General features: G+C 53.8%; 13 protein-coding genes. 1 reads left to right on the top strand and 12 read right to left on the bottom strand.

Translation table 11 applies throughout. From position 1 onward, the window contains the following. The 10 genes from HAP95_RS13620 to HAP95_RS13575 all read right to left on the bottom strand — a co-directional run. The coding region (locus tag HAP95_RS13620; RefSeq protein ID WP_215884701.1) for a DNA cytosine methyltransferase at nucleotides 1–678 on the bottom strand (678 nt) is incomplete at its 3' end. Then, the gene (locus HAP95_RS13615) at nucleotides 645–1,226 is read right to left on the bottom strand and encodes a DNA cytosine methyltransferase (RefSeq protein WP_215884700.1); all 582 of its coding nucleotides are present in this window, start codon (nucleotides 1,224–1,226) and stop codon (nucleotides 645–647) included. The genes HAP95_RS13620 and HAP95_RS13615, both read right to left, overlap by 34 nt. Beyond that, entirely contained in the window at nucleotides 1,226–1,408 is a 183-nt protein-coding gene (locus HAP95_RS13610) for a hypothetical protein (protein ID WP_215884699.1), read from the bottom strand. The genes HAP95_RS13615 and HAP95_RS13610 overlap by 1 nt, the downstream gene beginning before the upstream one ends. Before the next feature lie 33 nt (nucleotides 1,409–1,441). Further along, nucleotides 1,442–1,648 carry a hypothetical protein gene (locus HAP95_RS13605; protein ID WP_215884698.1) on the bottom strand — a complete coding sequence of 69 codons (207 nt, stop codon included), beginning with the start codon at nucleotides 1,646–1,648 and terminating at the stop codon, nucleotides 1,442–1,444. A gap of 146 nt (nucleotides 1,649–1,794) precedes the next feature. After that, nucleotides 1,795–2,220, bottom strand: coding sequence for an endonuclease domain-containing protein (locus tag HAP95_RS13600; RefSeq protein WP_215884697.1), 426 nt, complete (start codon nucleotides 2,218–2,220; stop codon nucleotides 1,795–1,797). Nucleotides 2,221–2,476: 256 nt separating this feature from the next. Next, on the bottom strand, nucleotides 2,477–2,761 hold the full coding sequence (locus tag HAP95_RS13595) for a hypothetical protein (RefSeq protein WP_215884696.1): 285 nt from the start codon (nucleotides 2,759–2,761) through the stop codon (nucleotides 2,477–2,479). 1 nt (nucleotide 2,762) lies between these two features. Beyond that, the gene (locus tag HAP95_RS13590) at nucleotides 2,763–3,002 is read right to left on the bottom strand and encodes a hypothetical protein (protein WP_215884695.1); all 240 of its coding nucleotides are present in this window, start codon (nucleotides 3,000–3,002) and stop codon (nucleotides 2,763–2,765) included. A 56-nt stretch (nucleotides 3,003–3,058) separates the two neighbouring features. Beyond that, nucleotides 3,059–3,664 carry an HAD family hydrolase gene (locus HAP95_RS13585; RefSeq protein WP_215884694.1) on the bottom strand — a complete coding sequence of 202 codons (606 nt, stop codon included), beginning with the start codon at nucleotides 3,662–3,664 and terminating at the stop codon, nucleotides 3,059–3,061. Further along, nucleotides 3,665–3,949 (bottom strand): hypothetical protein, encoded by a 285-nt coding sequence (locus tag HAP95_RS13580; protein WP_215884693.1) that lies wholly within the window; start codon nucleotides 3,947–3,949, stop codon nucleotides 3,665–3,667. It abuts the gene before it with no gap. A 53-nt stretch (nucleotides 3,950–4,002) separates the two neighbouring features. After that, a complete protein-coding gene (locus HAP95_RS13575; protein WP_215884692.1) occupies nucleotides 4,003–4,308 on the bottom strand; it encodes an HU family DNA-binding protein in 306 nt (101 codons plus the stop codon). 191 nt (nucleotides 4,309–4,499) lie between these two features. Here HAP95_RS13575 and HAP95_RS13570 point away from each other — a divergent pair, with 191 nt between their 5' ends. Continuing rightward, nucleotides 4,500–4,904, top strand: coding sequence for a hypothetical protein (locus HAP95_RS13570; protein ID WP_215881960.1), 405 nt, complete (start codon nucleotides 4,500–4,502; stop codon nucleotides 4,902–4,904). Nucleotides 4,905–4,914: 10 nt separating this feature from the next. On the opposite strand, the gene HAP95_RS13565 is transcribed toward HAP95_RS13570, so the two are convergent. Continuing rightward, complete coding sequence (locus tag HAP95_RS13565) at nucleotides 4,915–14,814, bottom strand: helicase-like domain-containing protein (protein ID WP_215884691.1); 9,900 nt, start codon at nucleotides 14,812–14,814, stop codon at nucleotides 4,915–4,917. 56 nt (nucleotides 14,815–14,870) lie between these two features. Then, on the bottom strand, nucleotides 14,871–15,137 hold the full coding sequence (locus HAP95_RS13560) for a hypothetical protein (protein WP_215884690.1): 267 nt from the start codon (nucleotides 15,135–15,137) through the stop codon (nucleotides 14,871–14,873). Nucleotides 15,138–15,224 lie beyond the last annotated feature (87 nt).

Genomic DNA, 15,224 nt, shown 5'->3' with positions numbered 1-15,224 from the left:
CGCCAGGTACGCACTGGCTACTGCATGTTTGGTTCCGCCCGCGACCACCGTTCCCAGCGGGGCATCCAGATCCAGAGAGCGCGGAGCTTGTCCTGCCCGTTCGCCGTATCCGGTCTGGACGAGAATTGGGCTAATAACTCCTAGCGCGTGTGGAGCACCGGCAGGTCTTTTTGCATTCCCACCGGATGTAATTGTCGGCATAGGCGCATCCATGCGGGTGCCAACACTATCCCCGCGTAATTTTGCGAGAACCGGAGAAGCGACCGCAAAAGCCCCGCCTTTTGGATAGGCCGTTATCGTGCGTAACGGCTCCTGGGCAGGCTGGCAGGCATCCCGCCCGTTATAATGCGCGATTGGCACAATAAAGGGGTTTGCACTCTCCAGCACATATTTTTTCAGGCCTCGCGCAATGCGCCGCAACGTGGCATCCGCCAGAGGCTTTTCCCGATCAAAGATAGACGGGCACGGAACCGACCAGTCAATACATTCGGCGGCTGACCGCCAGCGTTTTTTGCCTTTGGTTTTGAACTTGGTATGGGTAGGCTCCGGCCAGTGAATAGGCTGCCCATCACAGCGAGCCACCATAAAAAGACGCTCTCGCGTTGTCGGTGCGCCGAAGTCAGCGGCACAAAGGATTTTCCATTCTACGGCATAGCCCATATCACGAAGCTGAGACACAAAAGCCTGCCAGGTCCGACCAATCCTTTTTTGTCTGGCACCAGATATTGCTTTCTGATCGGGACCACTTCACCTGGTTCGGCTATTGTTCCGTCCAGTTTCAGTACACGGCCAGTAGCCTTGTCGCGCTTGGCAACCAATGGCCCCCATTGGAGGATCTGCTTCACATTCTCCAGCGTGATAACGCGGGGCTTTACTTGGCCTGCCCAGCGTTTACCCACCCAGGAAAGCGCCCGCGTTTTGCGATCTCTTGGCTGACCGCCGGACGCCTGGGAGTGGTGCGTACAATCAGGACTCAGGTGTAAGAGTCCTACGGCACGGCCATCACTTGCCTCTCTCGGATCCACCTCGAAAACATCACCAATATAATGTCTGGTCTGAGGATGATTGGCCTCGTGCATGGAAATGGCCTCTGCATTATGGTTTACCGCCACATCCACATAACGGCCAATAGCCTGTTCAATCGCCGTGGACATGCCGCCACCACCGGCGAACAGATCGACGGTAATTTCTTCGTTAATTCCAAGAATGAATTGCGAATTCAGCATTAATTATTTCTCATGTTCGTTAATGGATTCGAGAAAGTTGCTAATCTTTTCCGCTCTTGTGCCAGGCCGCCAGTAATTCCAAGCGTTAAGCTTGTACTAGCTTTGCTTAAAATTGCCAACGCTTGAGGCCAGTGAAGACTCTCGACAAAAGCCAATAATTGACCTTCTTTTTCCGCTTGCATCCGTGTAATTCGCATGGATCAATGCTAAAACGGTCAACAAAATTCCTGGCACCATTCGATCGCTTCTTCTTTGCTCTCCCCAGTATCCATCATGCGTTTGATGACGTTTTCAGTCATTTCATCAACTTTGTGTTCGTCGAATGTTCCCAATTCATCCATGACAAAAAGGCGAATTTCTTCTGTTTCACCTTCTTCAAAGATACAGGCCTCCGTATCATCATCATTATATTGAATCCGCATTGTTTGATATCCTTATCAAAAAAGCCCGCCCAATAGACGGGCAATACCATCACCATGAAAGAAAAACGTACCGCACTATCATTGTAACGCTATCATGCTGCTTTTACCGGTTTTTGTCAATTTCTCTATTCACCAGAATGACTGCTCTATCCCAAAGCCTGCCCAACCTCTTCCAGCACCTCATCCAGCCGGTCTCGCACATCGGTCAGGGTGTAGCGCAACACCCGCCAGCCATGCGCCACCAGGATATTCTGACGTTCCAATCCTTGCTTGAAACCTTTTTTGGAAAAACCATGATATCGGTATCCGTCAAACTCGATGGCGACCTTCTCTAAGGGAAACGCAAAATCAATACGGAACTTGCGGCCTTCGATGGGTGCATGCTCACGGAGCATCCGCCCGGGGAACCGTGCGTCCAGCGCATCGCCCAGCCGATCCGCGTAAGGAGAGATTGGCGCGCCGACCTTTTTGCCCGGTTTTGCCTTCGACAAGGGGACGTGGGCGCCACCGAATTGCGCCATCACCTGCTCGCGCATCGCGGGGGGAAGATCGGCGAGTGTCAGGCGGGCCATTTATTTATCCTTCCCGTTCCAAACGGTACACCAGACCAGGGCTCACCACGACCTCTTCGTCCGATAGCTGCGCCAACGGAATCGTGCCATCCCGATCTACGGTGGCGACGTGAGAGAACCGTAGGACTTGCTGGTCGTCGTATGCCAAGAAATCATGGATCGACTGGTTTTCGTATTGACCGATGATCGGACCTTTTTGGACGATAGTGGCCCCGCATATCTTTTGCATTAGCACTCTTCCTGGCGGTTTTAATGACTAGGCACCCAACGCGAGCACGTCGGAGTTCGACAGCGGTTCCAGATGGTCGGTCGAAAAACACCCCTCGATATAGCCGCAATCCGGGCAAAGCCATCCCTCTTTGGTGGCCAGCAGACAACCCACATCGACCCCGTTGTCGTGATGCGGCGTAATCGACCGGTTCGGGCAGGTGCGCGGTAACTCTTGCAGGTCGCTATCCCCTTGCAGGGAGCCACCCTCTTGCCGATTACCTCGCTGAATACGGTTGAGGTGTTCAATCTGTTCCTGAGTCCAATTTGTCAATTTACTCTCCCGTGCCGCCCAAATGCACCACATGTCGAACTAAAAAAATGACTACAACAATCACCTGAGACAGGATTCCAGCCATCCCGTAATAGACAAGCTGGTGTATCTGAACTTCCCGGTTTCCCAGCCCAGCGATCAAAAAACAATAAGGAAAGACGACCCAGAACAACAAAATAAGAACCTTGATTTCCACAAGGACGAATCTGCCTATCCGCTTCAATTCCAGCATCACTGGCATGAACTCCCGCCCCCAAAAAACCCGGAGTCCTTTCCGGAAGGTGGTCGCAGACCTACTCACGCTGCCCTCCCCGTCCGCTTCAAAAACTGTTCTACCAGCACCGGGAAATCCATCGGATCATCGATTACCGTTACCCCATATTCCGTGTCCGGCAGCCCGGTATACCTTCGGTTCAACAGGACTGTCAGCCCCACCACAGGGAGAACTGCGTTGACGTTTTCTGGATGATCATCCAGAAAAGCGACCGGCTTATGTCCAGCACGTACACCAATGGTATGCATCGCCAGCATCTTGTTCTGTGCGGACTGTTCTCCTACACAGAGAATTTGCGATTCCGGTATTAACCCCTCCAACGAAGCCGCCCGATCCTTCTTACGCAGATCCTTTACGCTGGTTACCGCCCATACGGTGCCAAGCTGCTCCAGAGCATGTATCAATTCTGCGGCATGTGGGTACAACGGCAAGCGATGCCACTCACCGGCATGGTAAGCAGCCCAAACGGCATCACATTCTTTGTTGGTCAATGCATAGCGAGTGCGCAGGCTATGATCATCACTGACCTGCGGGACTGGCCTGGCCAACACTTGTTCTGCGCACTGACGCCAGTGGTCATCAAAATTCGTAAGAATGCCGTCTACGTCAAGTGCGATAGGAATAGCCACTTATTTTCCCCAAATTTTCCGGACAGCCGCCTTTGTCTCGGCGTCTAAAGCAGAATCCAGCAATAATTTTGCTCCCTCTTTTTTCGCCTTGATCAACAAAACAGGCACCGTATGGAGACCCGGCGTTTTGATCGCATATCCATTATCTTGACGCACCAACGGATAACGAAAATCCCGGAACGTACTATTAGATACCACTAAAAATCCAAGGTGTTGCATATAACTCCCCACTTTTTGATCTGTGAAACTAAAAACACCGCTGATAGCGATGCAATAGTTTGCCACTTAATTCATGCGCGCCTTGCCACAAAACAAGACGCGCGGACACATTCGAAAAACTATTCGGCGTCGTTGCTTTCGCTGTTGTGCTTCGCGGCCTTAAACACCAGCACGTCTTTGGCCGGCACGTGCACTTCTTCGCCGGTTCCAGGATTACGCGCGGCATGTGCCGGTTTATGCTTCATCCGAAAGGTGCCAAAACCGTGAATACGCACCTTCTTACCGCTCTCGACTTCCTGCGTAATCCGCTCAAACAACGTGGAAATGACCGCCGCAGCGCCCTTTTTCGTAGTGGCGAAACCGCCTTCTACCAAATGATCCACCAGATTGGAAACCGAAACGACTTCGCTGCTTCCTTTGCTCATACAATTCTCCTTTGAAATGAATAGCGACGGGTTTAACTCAATTCGCTATGTTGTGTATTCTAGCGGTTATATTCCCAGCCTGTCAAACTGGTACGACAAAAGAACCCTTGCGTAACAGGGGCTCACTCGCCTTGCGCTTGTTTTGTTTTAACGCTATCATGCCTATATTATAGTTTTTTGAGATTTCCTTGATGCTTTCATCTTCTCAGGATCCGACGCCGCCATCTCCCAGGCACTTCCGCCCTTCCCAACAAACCCAACCCGATATCGGCGACCCGCAATTTCAGGAATGGTTTGAACGGAATCGTGGCGCGAAAGACTTGAACCTTCAGTCCGTCAAAGATTTATGTATGGCGAGCCTGATCATGGCCGCCAGAGACCTTTTGGCTACACAGCCCTCTGCACAAGAAGATAAAGCTTCCGCACAATATTGGGTAGACCATCCGGAAGAGACAGCCCTCCCCTTTTCTTTTTGCTGCCACATGGTCGGAATCCGTCTTTCGGTTCAGACGGCCCAACGCATGTATCTGGAAAACCTGGTAGCCATTGCCGGATTGAACATGCCTAACACAGGTTTCCCTTTAGAAAGCCTCTGACAACCGCATGTTAGCGGTTATTTTCCTGATTTCGATTGGTGTTATTCGACGCGTTCCGCGCAGGCTCATCCATCTGACTTTCGTCATAAGGCAAACCTTCCTGGTTCTCCCGGTTTTGCAGTTCGGAAAGGATGTCTGCAAACAGAACGTCTTCCACCGCTTCATTTTTCACATTATCCACCAGGCCTTCCCGGTGCGCAGACCAGTATCGAATCTCTGGGGCTACGGCCATCAAGGCTTCCAAACGCATTTCAATCTTCGACGAAACAGGCTGGGTAGCACCCGGTTTATTCTGCGTATCGACCGCTTCATCGTCTGAAACCGCCAAGTCCGAAGCTTTCTCCACATCGGAAGAATCATCCACCTTCGCCAGACGCGCGTGCGACGCGAGTAAGTTTTCCTGTAAGGTTTGCAGCTTTTCGTCCAGGACAGCAGATTTGCGCAACCCCCCTTTCAACGCCATGTCCATGCAATAGTTCATAGCGTCTACTAACGCCAAACGGTGTTGCTGTGGGAAAGCTTCGTCACAGACTCCGCCCGCCTTCTGTGTCAAACGGTCATACTCCTTCTTATACGCGGCCAAACTGGTTTGTCCTGCACGTATTTGCTTCTGCAAGGTGTTCGGCACGTCCTGAATCGCTTTTATCGCATTCAATACACGCTGACCTAGCCCCGTACCAGATTTACGCAACACCTCCGGACCATCCTTGCCTTCCAGCGCATAAAGAAAACGGACACCTTCCGAGAAAGCAAACGAAGAGACCCACTTACCATCCCGGTCCAGCCAGTCCGCGCGCGCAAGGAACGTATCATCACCCTCTGGAACGTCATGCGTCTGCGACATTTTCCACTCGACGTCTGAAAGCACCAACTGTAGCTGTTGATCTTCGGTACCCACTTTCAGCAGCGGAACCCCCACGATAGACACGACGGCGTCCTTGATCGCCCCACGATATCTATCCCTTCTCGCTTGGTTGATCGCCGTTCTCAATAAACCGCCGCTCACCCGCAGAACATCCATACCCATATCCGTGATGCGTTGGTCCTGTTTCTCCATGAATTCGGGAACGCCATCCACTATCTGGGCAACCGCCTGGTAATGCAGCGGACCACGCACATCATGCCCGATAACGGCATCCTGGGCATCCTGGTCCACCTTATCCGAAGGCGTCAGTTCCAACGGCGCATCAGCAGCCTCCTGCGCATCCGCCGGCGACGTATCCTCATCCTGAAGTTCACCCTGAGCGGCGCGTTCAGCTTTCCGTGCGGCACGTTCAGCCGCTCGCGCCGCTCTCTCTGCCGTGCGTTCAGCCTCTAATGATTCCTGCCGTTGTCCGACCTCCTGCAACCAGGACTGGGAAACCAAGGCGGCTTCTTTCACAAAAGGTAGCCGCTGCGATAAGCTTTTAATGGAAGACTCACTACGGCTCATGGCTCCGCGCAATTCGCGGAGTGTGTTATTCCATGCGCTTTCCATCGTACGCAACTTCTTGGAAAGGTCTGAAAGCACCGTCTTATCCATCAGGACATCGCTGCCAGAAGATTCCGCCTTGATACGAGCAGGGTCCAGGGCCTGCGCCGACGGGTCTTCAACGCGCCGCAACCCATCGTTCCTTTGCGCATACTGGTCAATAAACTTTTTCTTGAACTCCAGGATCTGCCAGCGTCCAGCATCTCCAGCCCCTTCCGTCACGTAATAATTGACAGCCATCTGGAATTGCTCTGGACCATATTTTTCCAGCAATTTATTCCCCTGCCGCAGCCCGCGTCCATTGCGCTGTTCAATATCCAGGGGGCGATAAGGGGCGTCCAGATGATGCAATGCCACCAAGCGGTCCTGCACGTTCATGCCGGCACCCATTTTGGAGGATGACCCCATCAACACACGCATTTTCCCGGAACGCATCATCCCAAAGAGCTCCGCCTTGTCCTGCGGTTTTTCATATTCATGGATGAACGCGATCTCCTCTTCGGGGATGCCACGCTCTACCAGCATCTTCCGCAAGGCCTCATAAGCTGACCAACGATCCTCACCATCGCCACGCAGTTTATTTTCGACATCCTCGATCTCTTGTGGAGGGAGCGCATCCAGACGCTCCTGCGCCTGTTCTGCCTTGCGCTGCAAAGCCTCATCCGCTTCACCATAATCTTCCAGATCACGCTCATACTTTCGTACCGTGTCCAGATCGTTCAGTATCGAAAGATCAGCCGCCGAAGGTTTGCGCACGGCCCCCTTGCGTCCGGTTACAGGGGTAGAGAAGTCCAGGAAGACCAATTGGGTGCCCCGGTCGTTTTCCCACCGTTGATACAGGTTGACGATTTCATTCACGCAACGGAGGAGTTTTTCTCCGTTGTCCACATCATCCCGCCCATTATCCCGACCGTCCACCGCCCGCAAATCCAGTCCCACCTTACTCATTTCCCCGGATAAGGAAAGGATGTTGTCCTCGCCTTTCCCCGGCCGCCTCGGCATGTTATCCAGGCGATGCATAATGGAACCTTCATTAAACTTCGGCGATCCATCTTCTTTCTCGCCGACCTCTTCGCCAATATACCATTTTTGATCCTGGGTCGGCTGACAGACAACCACCTCTGGCTTGCCCCCAGCAATCGGAGGGATCGGCATATCCGGCAGCCCTTCGTCGGCGAGCATCTGACGGACATCTGCGATGCTGACGGTATCCATGAACTGCTGGGTGAGCGCCCTCAACTCCGGCAGGTTATCAAAGACAGACAAGTAAGCTTTTTCCTTGTAATCCCCCGTCAAAGTAAAGGCATAATCCCGCGTAATATCCGCAAAGGCATTTTGCCACGCGTCGAAATGCAGGATGCCCATGCGGTCCAAATCCTCGAAAGCGAAATGGCGCATCCAGGTATACAACTCTGCCATCGTGTTCGATAAAGGCGTGCCAGAAAGGTACACAATGCCACCATGGTCATCACGCATTTTCTGAATGCTGCGCGCTTTCACATAGAGATCCTGCGCCTTGGATGATCCTTCCGGATTACCAAGGCCGGCCACGTTTTTCAGTTCGGTAACATAAGGCAGATTTTTGAACTCCTGCACCTCATCTACAAACAGGAAATCCACCCCAATATCACCCATGGTCAACCCGGCATCTTTTTTGCCGGTATTGCTATTCGCCTCGGCAATTCTGGATTTAATCCGCTCCACCTTCCGTTCCAACTGCTTGATGGTGCGCTTGTCTGTTTTGTTGGATTGGTTTAATTCACGGATAGCGTCCTCGAACCCGAGCAATTCTTCTTCCATGACCTTGCCGGACCAATAAGCGTCTGGCGCGATTCTGGAGAACAGGCTATGCGGAACAATGACGGCATCCCAATCCCCGTAAGCGACCTTTCCCAGAAAGACCTGACGGTTTTTTGCGTCCCCGTCAGCAGGAGACGCCGTCAAAACAGACGCAGCGGGATACAGGTCCATAAACGCAGAACGCCATTGATCCACCAGATGGTTCGGAACAACGATCATCGGTTTTTGGGCGCGTTTTAACCGGCGCATCTCCATGGCAAGGCCGACAGCGGCATACGTCTTTCCGGCGCCTACTGCATGGTCAAAAAAGGTTTTGCCCGACTGCATTCCGCGCCAGATCGCGTTTTTTTGATGCGGGCGCAATGTAATCGCCGATGACGAGCCTAACAGATCCAAATGCCGGCCATCATACCTGGGTGGCGAAAAACGGTTGAAGGTCAGGTTGTAATCTTTTTCCAGCCGATCTGCGACCGCCTCATTGGTTTGTACCCACCGGGTCCACTCTTTCTGTATCTCCTGAGACTTCTGCTTGGCAATTTCCGTTTCCTTTTCAAGGACTATCGTTTGCCCATCACGAGATTTATAGGTGACCAGCAGTGGTTGCCGATTCAAGGTTTTATTCAAAATCCAGACCGGAGATTTAGCGCCCTGAACCCCCCATCGGAGCTCTTGTTCCTGCGGAAAAGCGGCGGAGACTTCCCACTTTGCCAACGCTTTACTGTAACTGAAATCCGGAAGACCGACGGCACCCATAATTTCCCGAACGAACTGAGCATAGATATCCGTGCTGACCCAGGATGCGCCAAAACGCACGCCGATATCCCGCATGGGAACCTGCTTCGGGCGGGATGCCTCCAACCCTTGCTGCAGCCGGGTTATCTCGTCGACACCGACCAGCGTGTCGGTAGATTCCATACGGGAAAGCAATCCTTCTACCCGCGCCAACTTATCCAGAATATCTCCACTCAAAGCCGTTGCGCTTTCCTCGTACGTCCACTCGATCATCGGCCGGGTCCAGAATTCCGTGCCCATCGCCGCATTCAAATCCAGATAAAGATGATCTCCCAACTCGTCACGGATATCGGCCCAGGTTTTCGGGCCTTCTACGGTTTCTTGAAGCGCGTTTTCCATAAATACGGGGTCAATCTTACCGAACTGCGAAAGCGACAAACGCAGCGCGTCCAGCGGGGTATCAGCGCGGTCTTGCATCGTATAAGGCCACTGTGTCCGCTGGGTGAATAAAATGGATTTCTCTGCCGATTCAGGACGGGGTTCTTCTCCCGTTTTACGTGCAACCGCCGCGCTGATTTCTGGTGAGTAATTTTTCTCCAAAGCCAGCAAAGCGCCCGAAAAAGTGTCTTGCCGAAATACACGCTGGTTGATCGGGCGATTCAACAAACCATACTTTTTGGCAAAGGTGTCATAAGCCGTATTGAGGTCATCGCGTCGCGCTTCCACGTCTGCATCCTGCAAATGCGGATTGCCCTGCGCTCTGATCAGCTTCTGCAAAGCATCGCGAATCCCCACCAAACCCGTGATTCGCTGTATCTCTGTGTCCGAAAAAGCCCTTTTTAAGGCAACCTCTGACGAATCCATAGCCGTTGAAGGGGTTGCCTGCTCCTCAGATTCTTCTGATGAACCATCCTGCCCCTCTTCCTCTTTGGTGACCTTCTTCGCGGGTACCGGAACCATCATCTCTGAAGCAAACTGAAACCCCCGATACGTGGACACCCGCACCGCAAGACGGGGTGGATACACGGCGTCCAGGCGCTTCAACACCTCCTCAAAATCCTCTTCGGTTTCGCTGAAGACAAACCCGTTCTCCTCACGGGCAACCACGGGATCTGCATGGATCATAAAGAACGATCCAGCAGGTACCGCTTCTTTCATTTCGTCCGTCACCGTATACAGGCGGTTCGCCTGTTTCCAGCGTTCTTCTGCCAGCAGTCGGGATTCCGGCCAAACGATGTTCTGGTTTTTCAATTCCGGGACGATCACCGCACGGATACGCTCACCCAAATCCTGATCACGGTTCGGAAGGACGACAGGCTCGTCCCCCTGGTACATCCCACGCACCAATACAGGTATTCCCAGCAAATGATCGGGGTGCGCTTCATAATATCGGTTGCCGGGAACGCCACGCCCCGTTTCCGGGTCCTGCCCGATGATCCCGTCACCGCTCACCCAGTCGGGATATTGGGTGTGGTGATTGATCTCTAAAGGCTCCATGCGCTTACGGAAGAAAAGGATATCCGTAACCACCTGCGTGCCCGCATTGGCCATGAAGGCATTGCGTGGTAACCGTACCGCCGTCAGCAGCTCCGCGTCACGGTGAAACCGTTTGCGGAAATCCTCGTATTCCGTACTGCGGGCATCCAGAAAATAGCGAGAGACCACAAAAGCCTGTACACCCCCAGGCTGTAATTGCTCCAGTCCTTTCCGGAAAAAGTAACTATGAATGTTGGGCGCATCTTCAGACCACTCGGGGTGCGCCGGATCAAAAACCGACTGATCTCCAAATGGTGGATTCCCGATCACTACGTCCATCATCCCTTCCAGATGATTCACGTTCTGAAAAGGTTGTGCATCGATACGGGATTCCGGGTACAACCACAGGGCAATATTGGCGCTCGTTGGATCCATCTCGACCCCAAAGCGCCGACTCTGTGATTTCAAAGCCTCCGGCTGCAATGCGAAAAACAGACCAGTACCCATGGAAGGTTCCATGATGGCCCCGCCCTGGAATCCCGTCGCTTCAAGGCCTGACCACATCGCAGAGATAATCGTGGCGGAGGTGTAATGCGCATCCAGCGTAGACCGTCTGGCAGCACGAAGCTCTGCATCCGTGAGCAACGACTCCAATTCCGTAGCGACATCTTCCCAATCCGGGTCCACTTCCCCCGTAGTGGTATCCCGAAAAGCTTTTGGTAAACCGCCCCATCCCACATAGGCAGAAAGGGTGTTCTGCTCCTCGGGAGACAGCCCATGGTGCTGTATGGAATGGGTCTGATTCAGATGTTGCAACAGACGGATGGCGGCCATGTTATTCCGGGCTTTTTTCTTGTCGCCCACGTAGACCCGGCTTTCGAACGTTTCGATAGATGCCTGCGGAATGGCGAAATCCTGTATGGGGAAATCGGACACTGCGGGAGATGGCTCAGACAATGCAGTTTGCGATACTTCCGGAGCTTCCGGAGCTTCCGGAGATTCTGCAACGGGCACATCGGCATCCAACCGTTCAGACGCTATTCCACCCGCATTCAGCAATTCCACCCGCCGGGCTTCCCGGCGAGCGAATACCTTGTCCAATCCAGTGCGGTCCCATTCGTAAGTCCGCGAGAGATAAGTCTCTTCCGGGATTTCCACCCAGCTTTCGGGACTGCCGTAGGTCTGCGCCACCAGTGCGGCATCCTGATCGTCCTGCAAGTCGTAAGCGATCCGCTGGCGCACTCCGGCTACCAGCTTGGCCCAAGGGTCCACCAGATAGCGATGATCGACTATGGCAAAATCATGACCGCCCGGATGCCATCCTTCACGAACCACGTCACAGTCCGAATTTTCTTCGTTGGCAAATCCCACTACCTGTACAGCGCCGGCAGGCAAGGCTTGTTGGATATGTCGTGCGTAATTCGTGCAATTGGTGATGCTACCATCGGGGAAAAAGCTGTCCAGATCGCCTTCATAGGACGATATGTCCTCATTCGAGATCGCTTCCCCGGTGTCCGCGTTGATGTATTGCACACCGAATGCCGCATCGGAACCGAAGCGTTCTTCCAGAAACGCCCGCGTTTCTATCTCGGTCCCGTCCACCATTACCGGATCAGAAAGGACCGCTTCCTGTAATGGGGTATTCTGTACAGGTTCCGCCTGTACCGGTAACGGGCGCGTGGACACCCCGCGTGCGGTTTCTACGGCAGTGAGCACCGCGTACTCGGCCATGGCACGATCATGGTCTGCACCCATGCTGCGTTTGTAGGCGTCGGTCAGTGGGTCTATGGCATCCAGGTCCATTCCGAGCAACACGGCCCCTGGTACCCGCTCCAACACATTTTCAGGGAGGATCGTGTAGGCGATATGGTCCGCGCCACTCATGCTGGGCCGCCCGTCCGGCCAACGGTAGATACGACGCAAACGGAAATGTTCCGTGCCGTTGATGTCCCGACTATCCAGAACCACCCCTTCCAGCTCGGTCTGTTGATCCGTCAAAAATCGCAGGTACTCACCACGAGACGGGATTTGCCGTTGTGCAGGAGCCGCATCTTCTGCAGGCGCAGGTGTGGCACTGGACGCATTCCGCTCAAAACCATAAGCGTTTTCCAGATCAATCATTGAAAAACTGCCGTTCCGGCCGTAAACGGTAGCTTCCATGCCCACATCCGGGCCAGATTCGGCACGCAGATGGTAGCGTACATCCCCTCCGCTCGTATCCTGTGCAGCAATCACTCGGCCCGAATAGACGGTTCCCTGCAATGGGTTGGGGTCGTGCGGCTCAAAGCGTACCAGATCGCCAACTCTTGGACGCTGAATGCGCTTTACGGATTCCTCCATCAGGGTCGCAATTCCACGGAGGTTATCCGATTCCAGTTCTAAAGCGTCCGCGTAATCAACCGGGTTGTCCCGCAGCGCTACAGCCCATGCCTCGGCAATATGGGGATGCCGCATGGCGTGCTGACGCACGAATTCCTGGGCATTGGCCACACTATCACCTAATCCACGCCAATCAGGATGCTCGCCCTGTCGGACAGATTGACGCTCGCGCAAGTGCGCAATTAACGCCTGGTCCAGCTCTAACGCCTGACCCGGCTCTAAATCATCCATTACGACAGGCTCTTCCTGGTGATTCAAGGCGTCTGCTTGCGCTTGTAGGTAAGCGTTCAGATCGGCATTCCAGGAAACGATGGAAAGATCGCCCAGCTCACCTTGTATCTGCACAAGTGCGGTCGTATCTTCATGGGGCTCTTCCGCATTGGACATCACGATGGTGTCCGCAGGAACCGGCATGAAGAAATAACGGTTTACATCGTCTGACGACATCGTAACGTTAATACCCATGCCCCGCAGACGTTGCGTCAGGTCGCCAAAAGAGGCTCCGGAGATGATCGCTTCCTCTACCGCGTCCCGGAGGGTTTGGACATGGGCGATTCTTACGTCTTCCTGAACATCTGTAGGTTCAACCCCCATCCGCTCCGCCATTTCCACCATATTTTGAATAAGCCGTTGGGCGAAGGACTCCGCTTTTTCACGGAAGTCGTCCGCTATAGTCGTTGCCGTGCGGCGACCTGGGCCGTTATTCACGGTCAATTGGTATCCCCACTTGACCAAGTTACCGCCAGAGCGGGAGGATGTGCCGCTGCCCGCGATGCGCACGCCAAGGAATCTGGGGTTTTGAAAACCTGCAGCGCCAGAGCGTTCCCATCCCTGAGCCATTAACGCATCGGCAACCAATCGCGCCCGCGCCTGAATAAGCGGGTCGAGAGCGTCCTGTTGGCGATCCTGTAGCGCGACGTTACGCTGTACGGCATCCCATCCGCCGTCCTCCTGGAGGTCTTGCAAGATTCGCTCGTACGTGTTGTCTTGCGCGGCGATTTCTGCCAACCCTAAAGGAATTTCAGGTTCATCGGGATAAGGATCACCGGAGTTCTCTGCTGCCGTCCTTTCAGCGGCGTCAGTCAGCGCCTCTGACGCCATGGTATGCAGGGCATTGGCAATTTCCGTGCTGGATCTTTCCAGAGTGTCGCGTATGGACTCTTCCAGTTTCCCGTTCTGAATGATCTGATAGGTGAGTCCAACCATGTAGCCCATGGCGTCCAAGCCTGGCTCCAGGTGAATGACGGTTCCCACAAAAGACTTACTGGTCAGATCACCGCGCGGGGTGTCCGATCCCCATCCTTTTTCAGCCAGTGCCAATTCGTTTTGCCGGACACGGTCTTCGAGAATAACGTTGATTGCATCCGCATATTCGCCTTGGGCTGACTCCCGCGCGTAAAGCGCCTCCACAGACCCCTCCTCCACAGGCCCCTGGCCCAGCAGGTACGACAGCGTATACGGAGAAGTCTCAATGCGTTTCAGCATTTCTTGCGCTATGTGGTCGGTAGCACTAAAAGATGGGGAGTTGTCCGTTGCCTCCGTCTTGGTTGCCAGTGGCACAGGACTGCTGACATCATCATGCGGGGCCACAGTGCGCGTCATTTCGTTGAAGTGGGCCATGACCTGCTCCGTGCCACGGCGGTCCCATTGCAGATTTTCTTCTGTGACGGAAACCCACTTCAACGGATCGCCATACGTTTCCGCAACGATTCTGACATCCTGGTCGTCCAGCATGTCGTAAACGATTCGTTGGCGCAGCCCCTCTACCAGCTTGGCCCAGGCGTCCACCAGATAGCGGTGGTCAACAATGGCGAAATCGTGCCCGTCTCCCCAATTTTCACGGGATACCGCGCAGTCTGGATTGTCACTGGTCTCAAATCCCACAATCTGTACATCGTGGTTGGGCATCGCCTGCTTTACCTGAAGCGCGTAATTGCTGCAGAAGACAGCACTCGTGCCATCCGGGAACAGGCTTTGCCCACCGCCGTCTACCCCTGATTCGACATACTCCACCCCAAAGGCCTCATCGCTACCAAAGCGAGCTTCCAGCATCTGGGTATTCAGAGGTAAGGGGTCTGTGCTCTCCCCTAAAAAAGAGACGTCATTGGTTACTTCTCCGGAGCTTGCTCCGGTTCCTCGTCTTCCGTTTCCGATGCCGTCGCCAGCAGGTTCGACGTCTCCCCGTGCAACCCCTGCATCCCCTGCGTTATCTGGTCGTTCAGCGGTATTTTCCCCCGGCTGATCTCGGTTTTCTCCATCTTCTCCATCGCTACCGTCATTTCGTTGACCTTCGGGGCTTCTTGCATCTGATAGTCCAGATCCTGCCCCCAGTTCTGGGATGGCTTGCCCGGGTTGTTCTTGTCCTGTGCGCTCATAACCGATGACCTCCTGATCCATGTTCACCAAACGCGATACAGCCTGATTCAGACGGTACCCTTCCATCAGTGACGCTCTGGAAACCC

Origin of the sequence: Acidithiobacillus sulfurivorans (assembly GCF_018853815.1) — a bacterium.
In the GTDB taxonomy this organism is placed as follows: domain Bacteria; phylum Pseudomonadota; class Gammaproteobacteria; order Acidithiobacillales; family Acidithiobacillaceae; genus Acidithiobacillus; species Acidithiobacillus sulfurivorans.
This window is presented reverse-complemented; position numbering and strand designations above follow the sequence as displayed.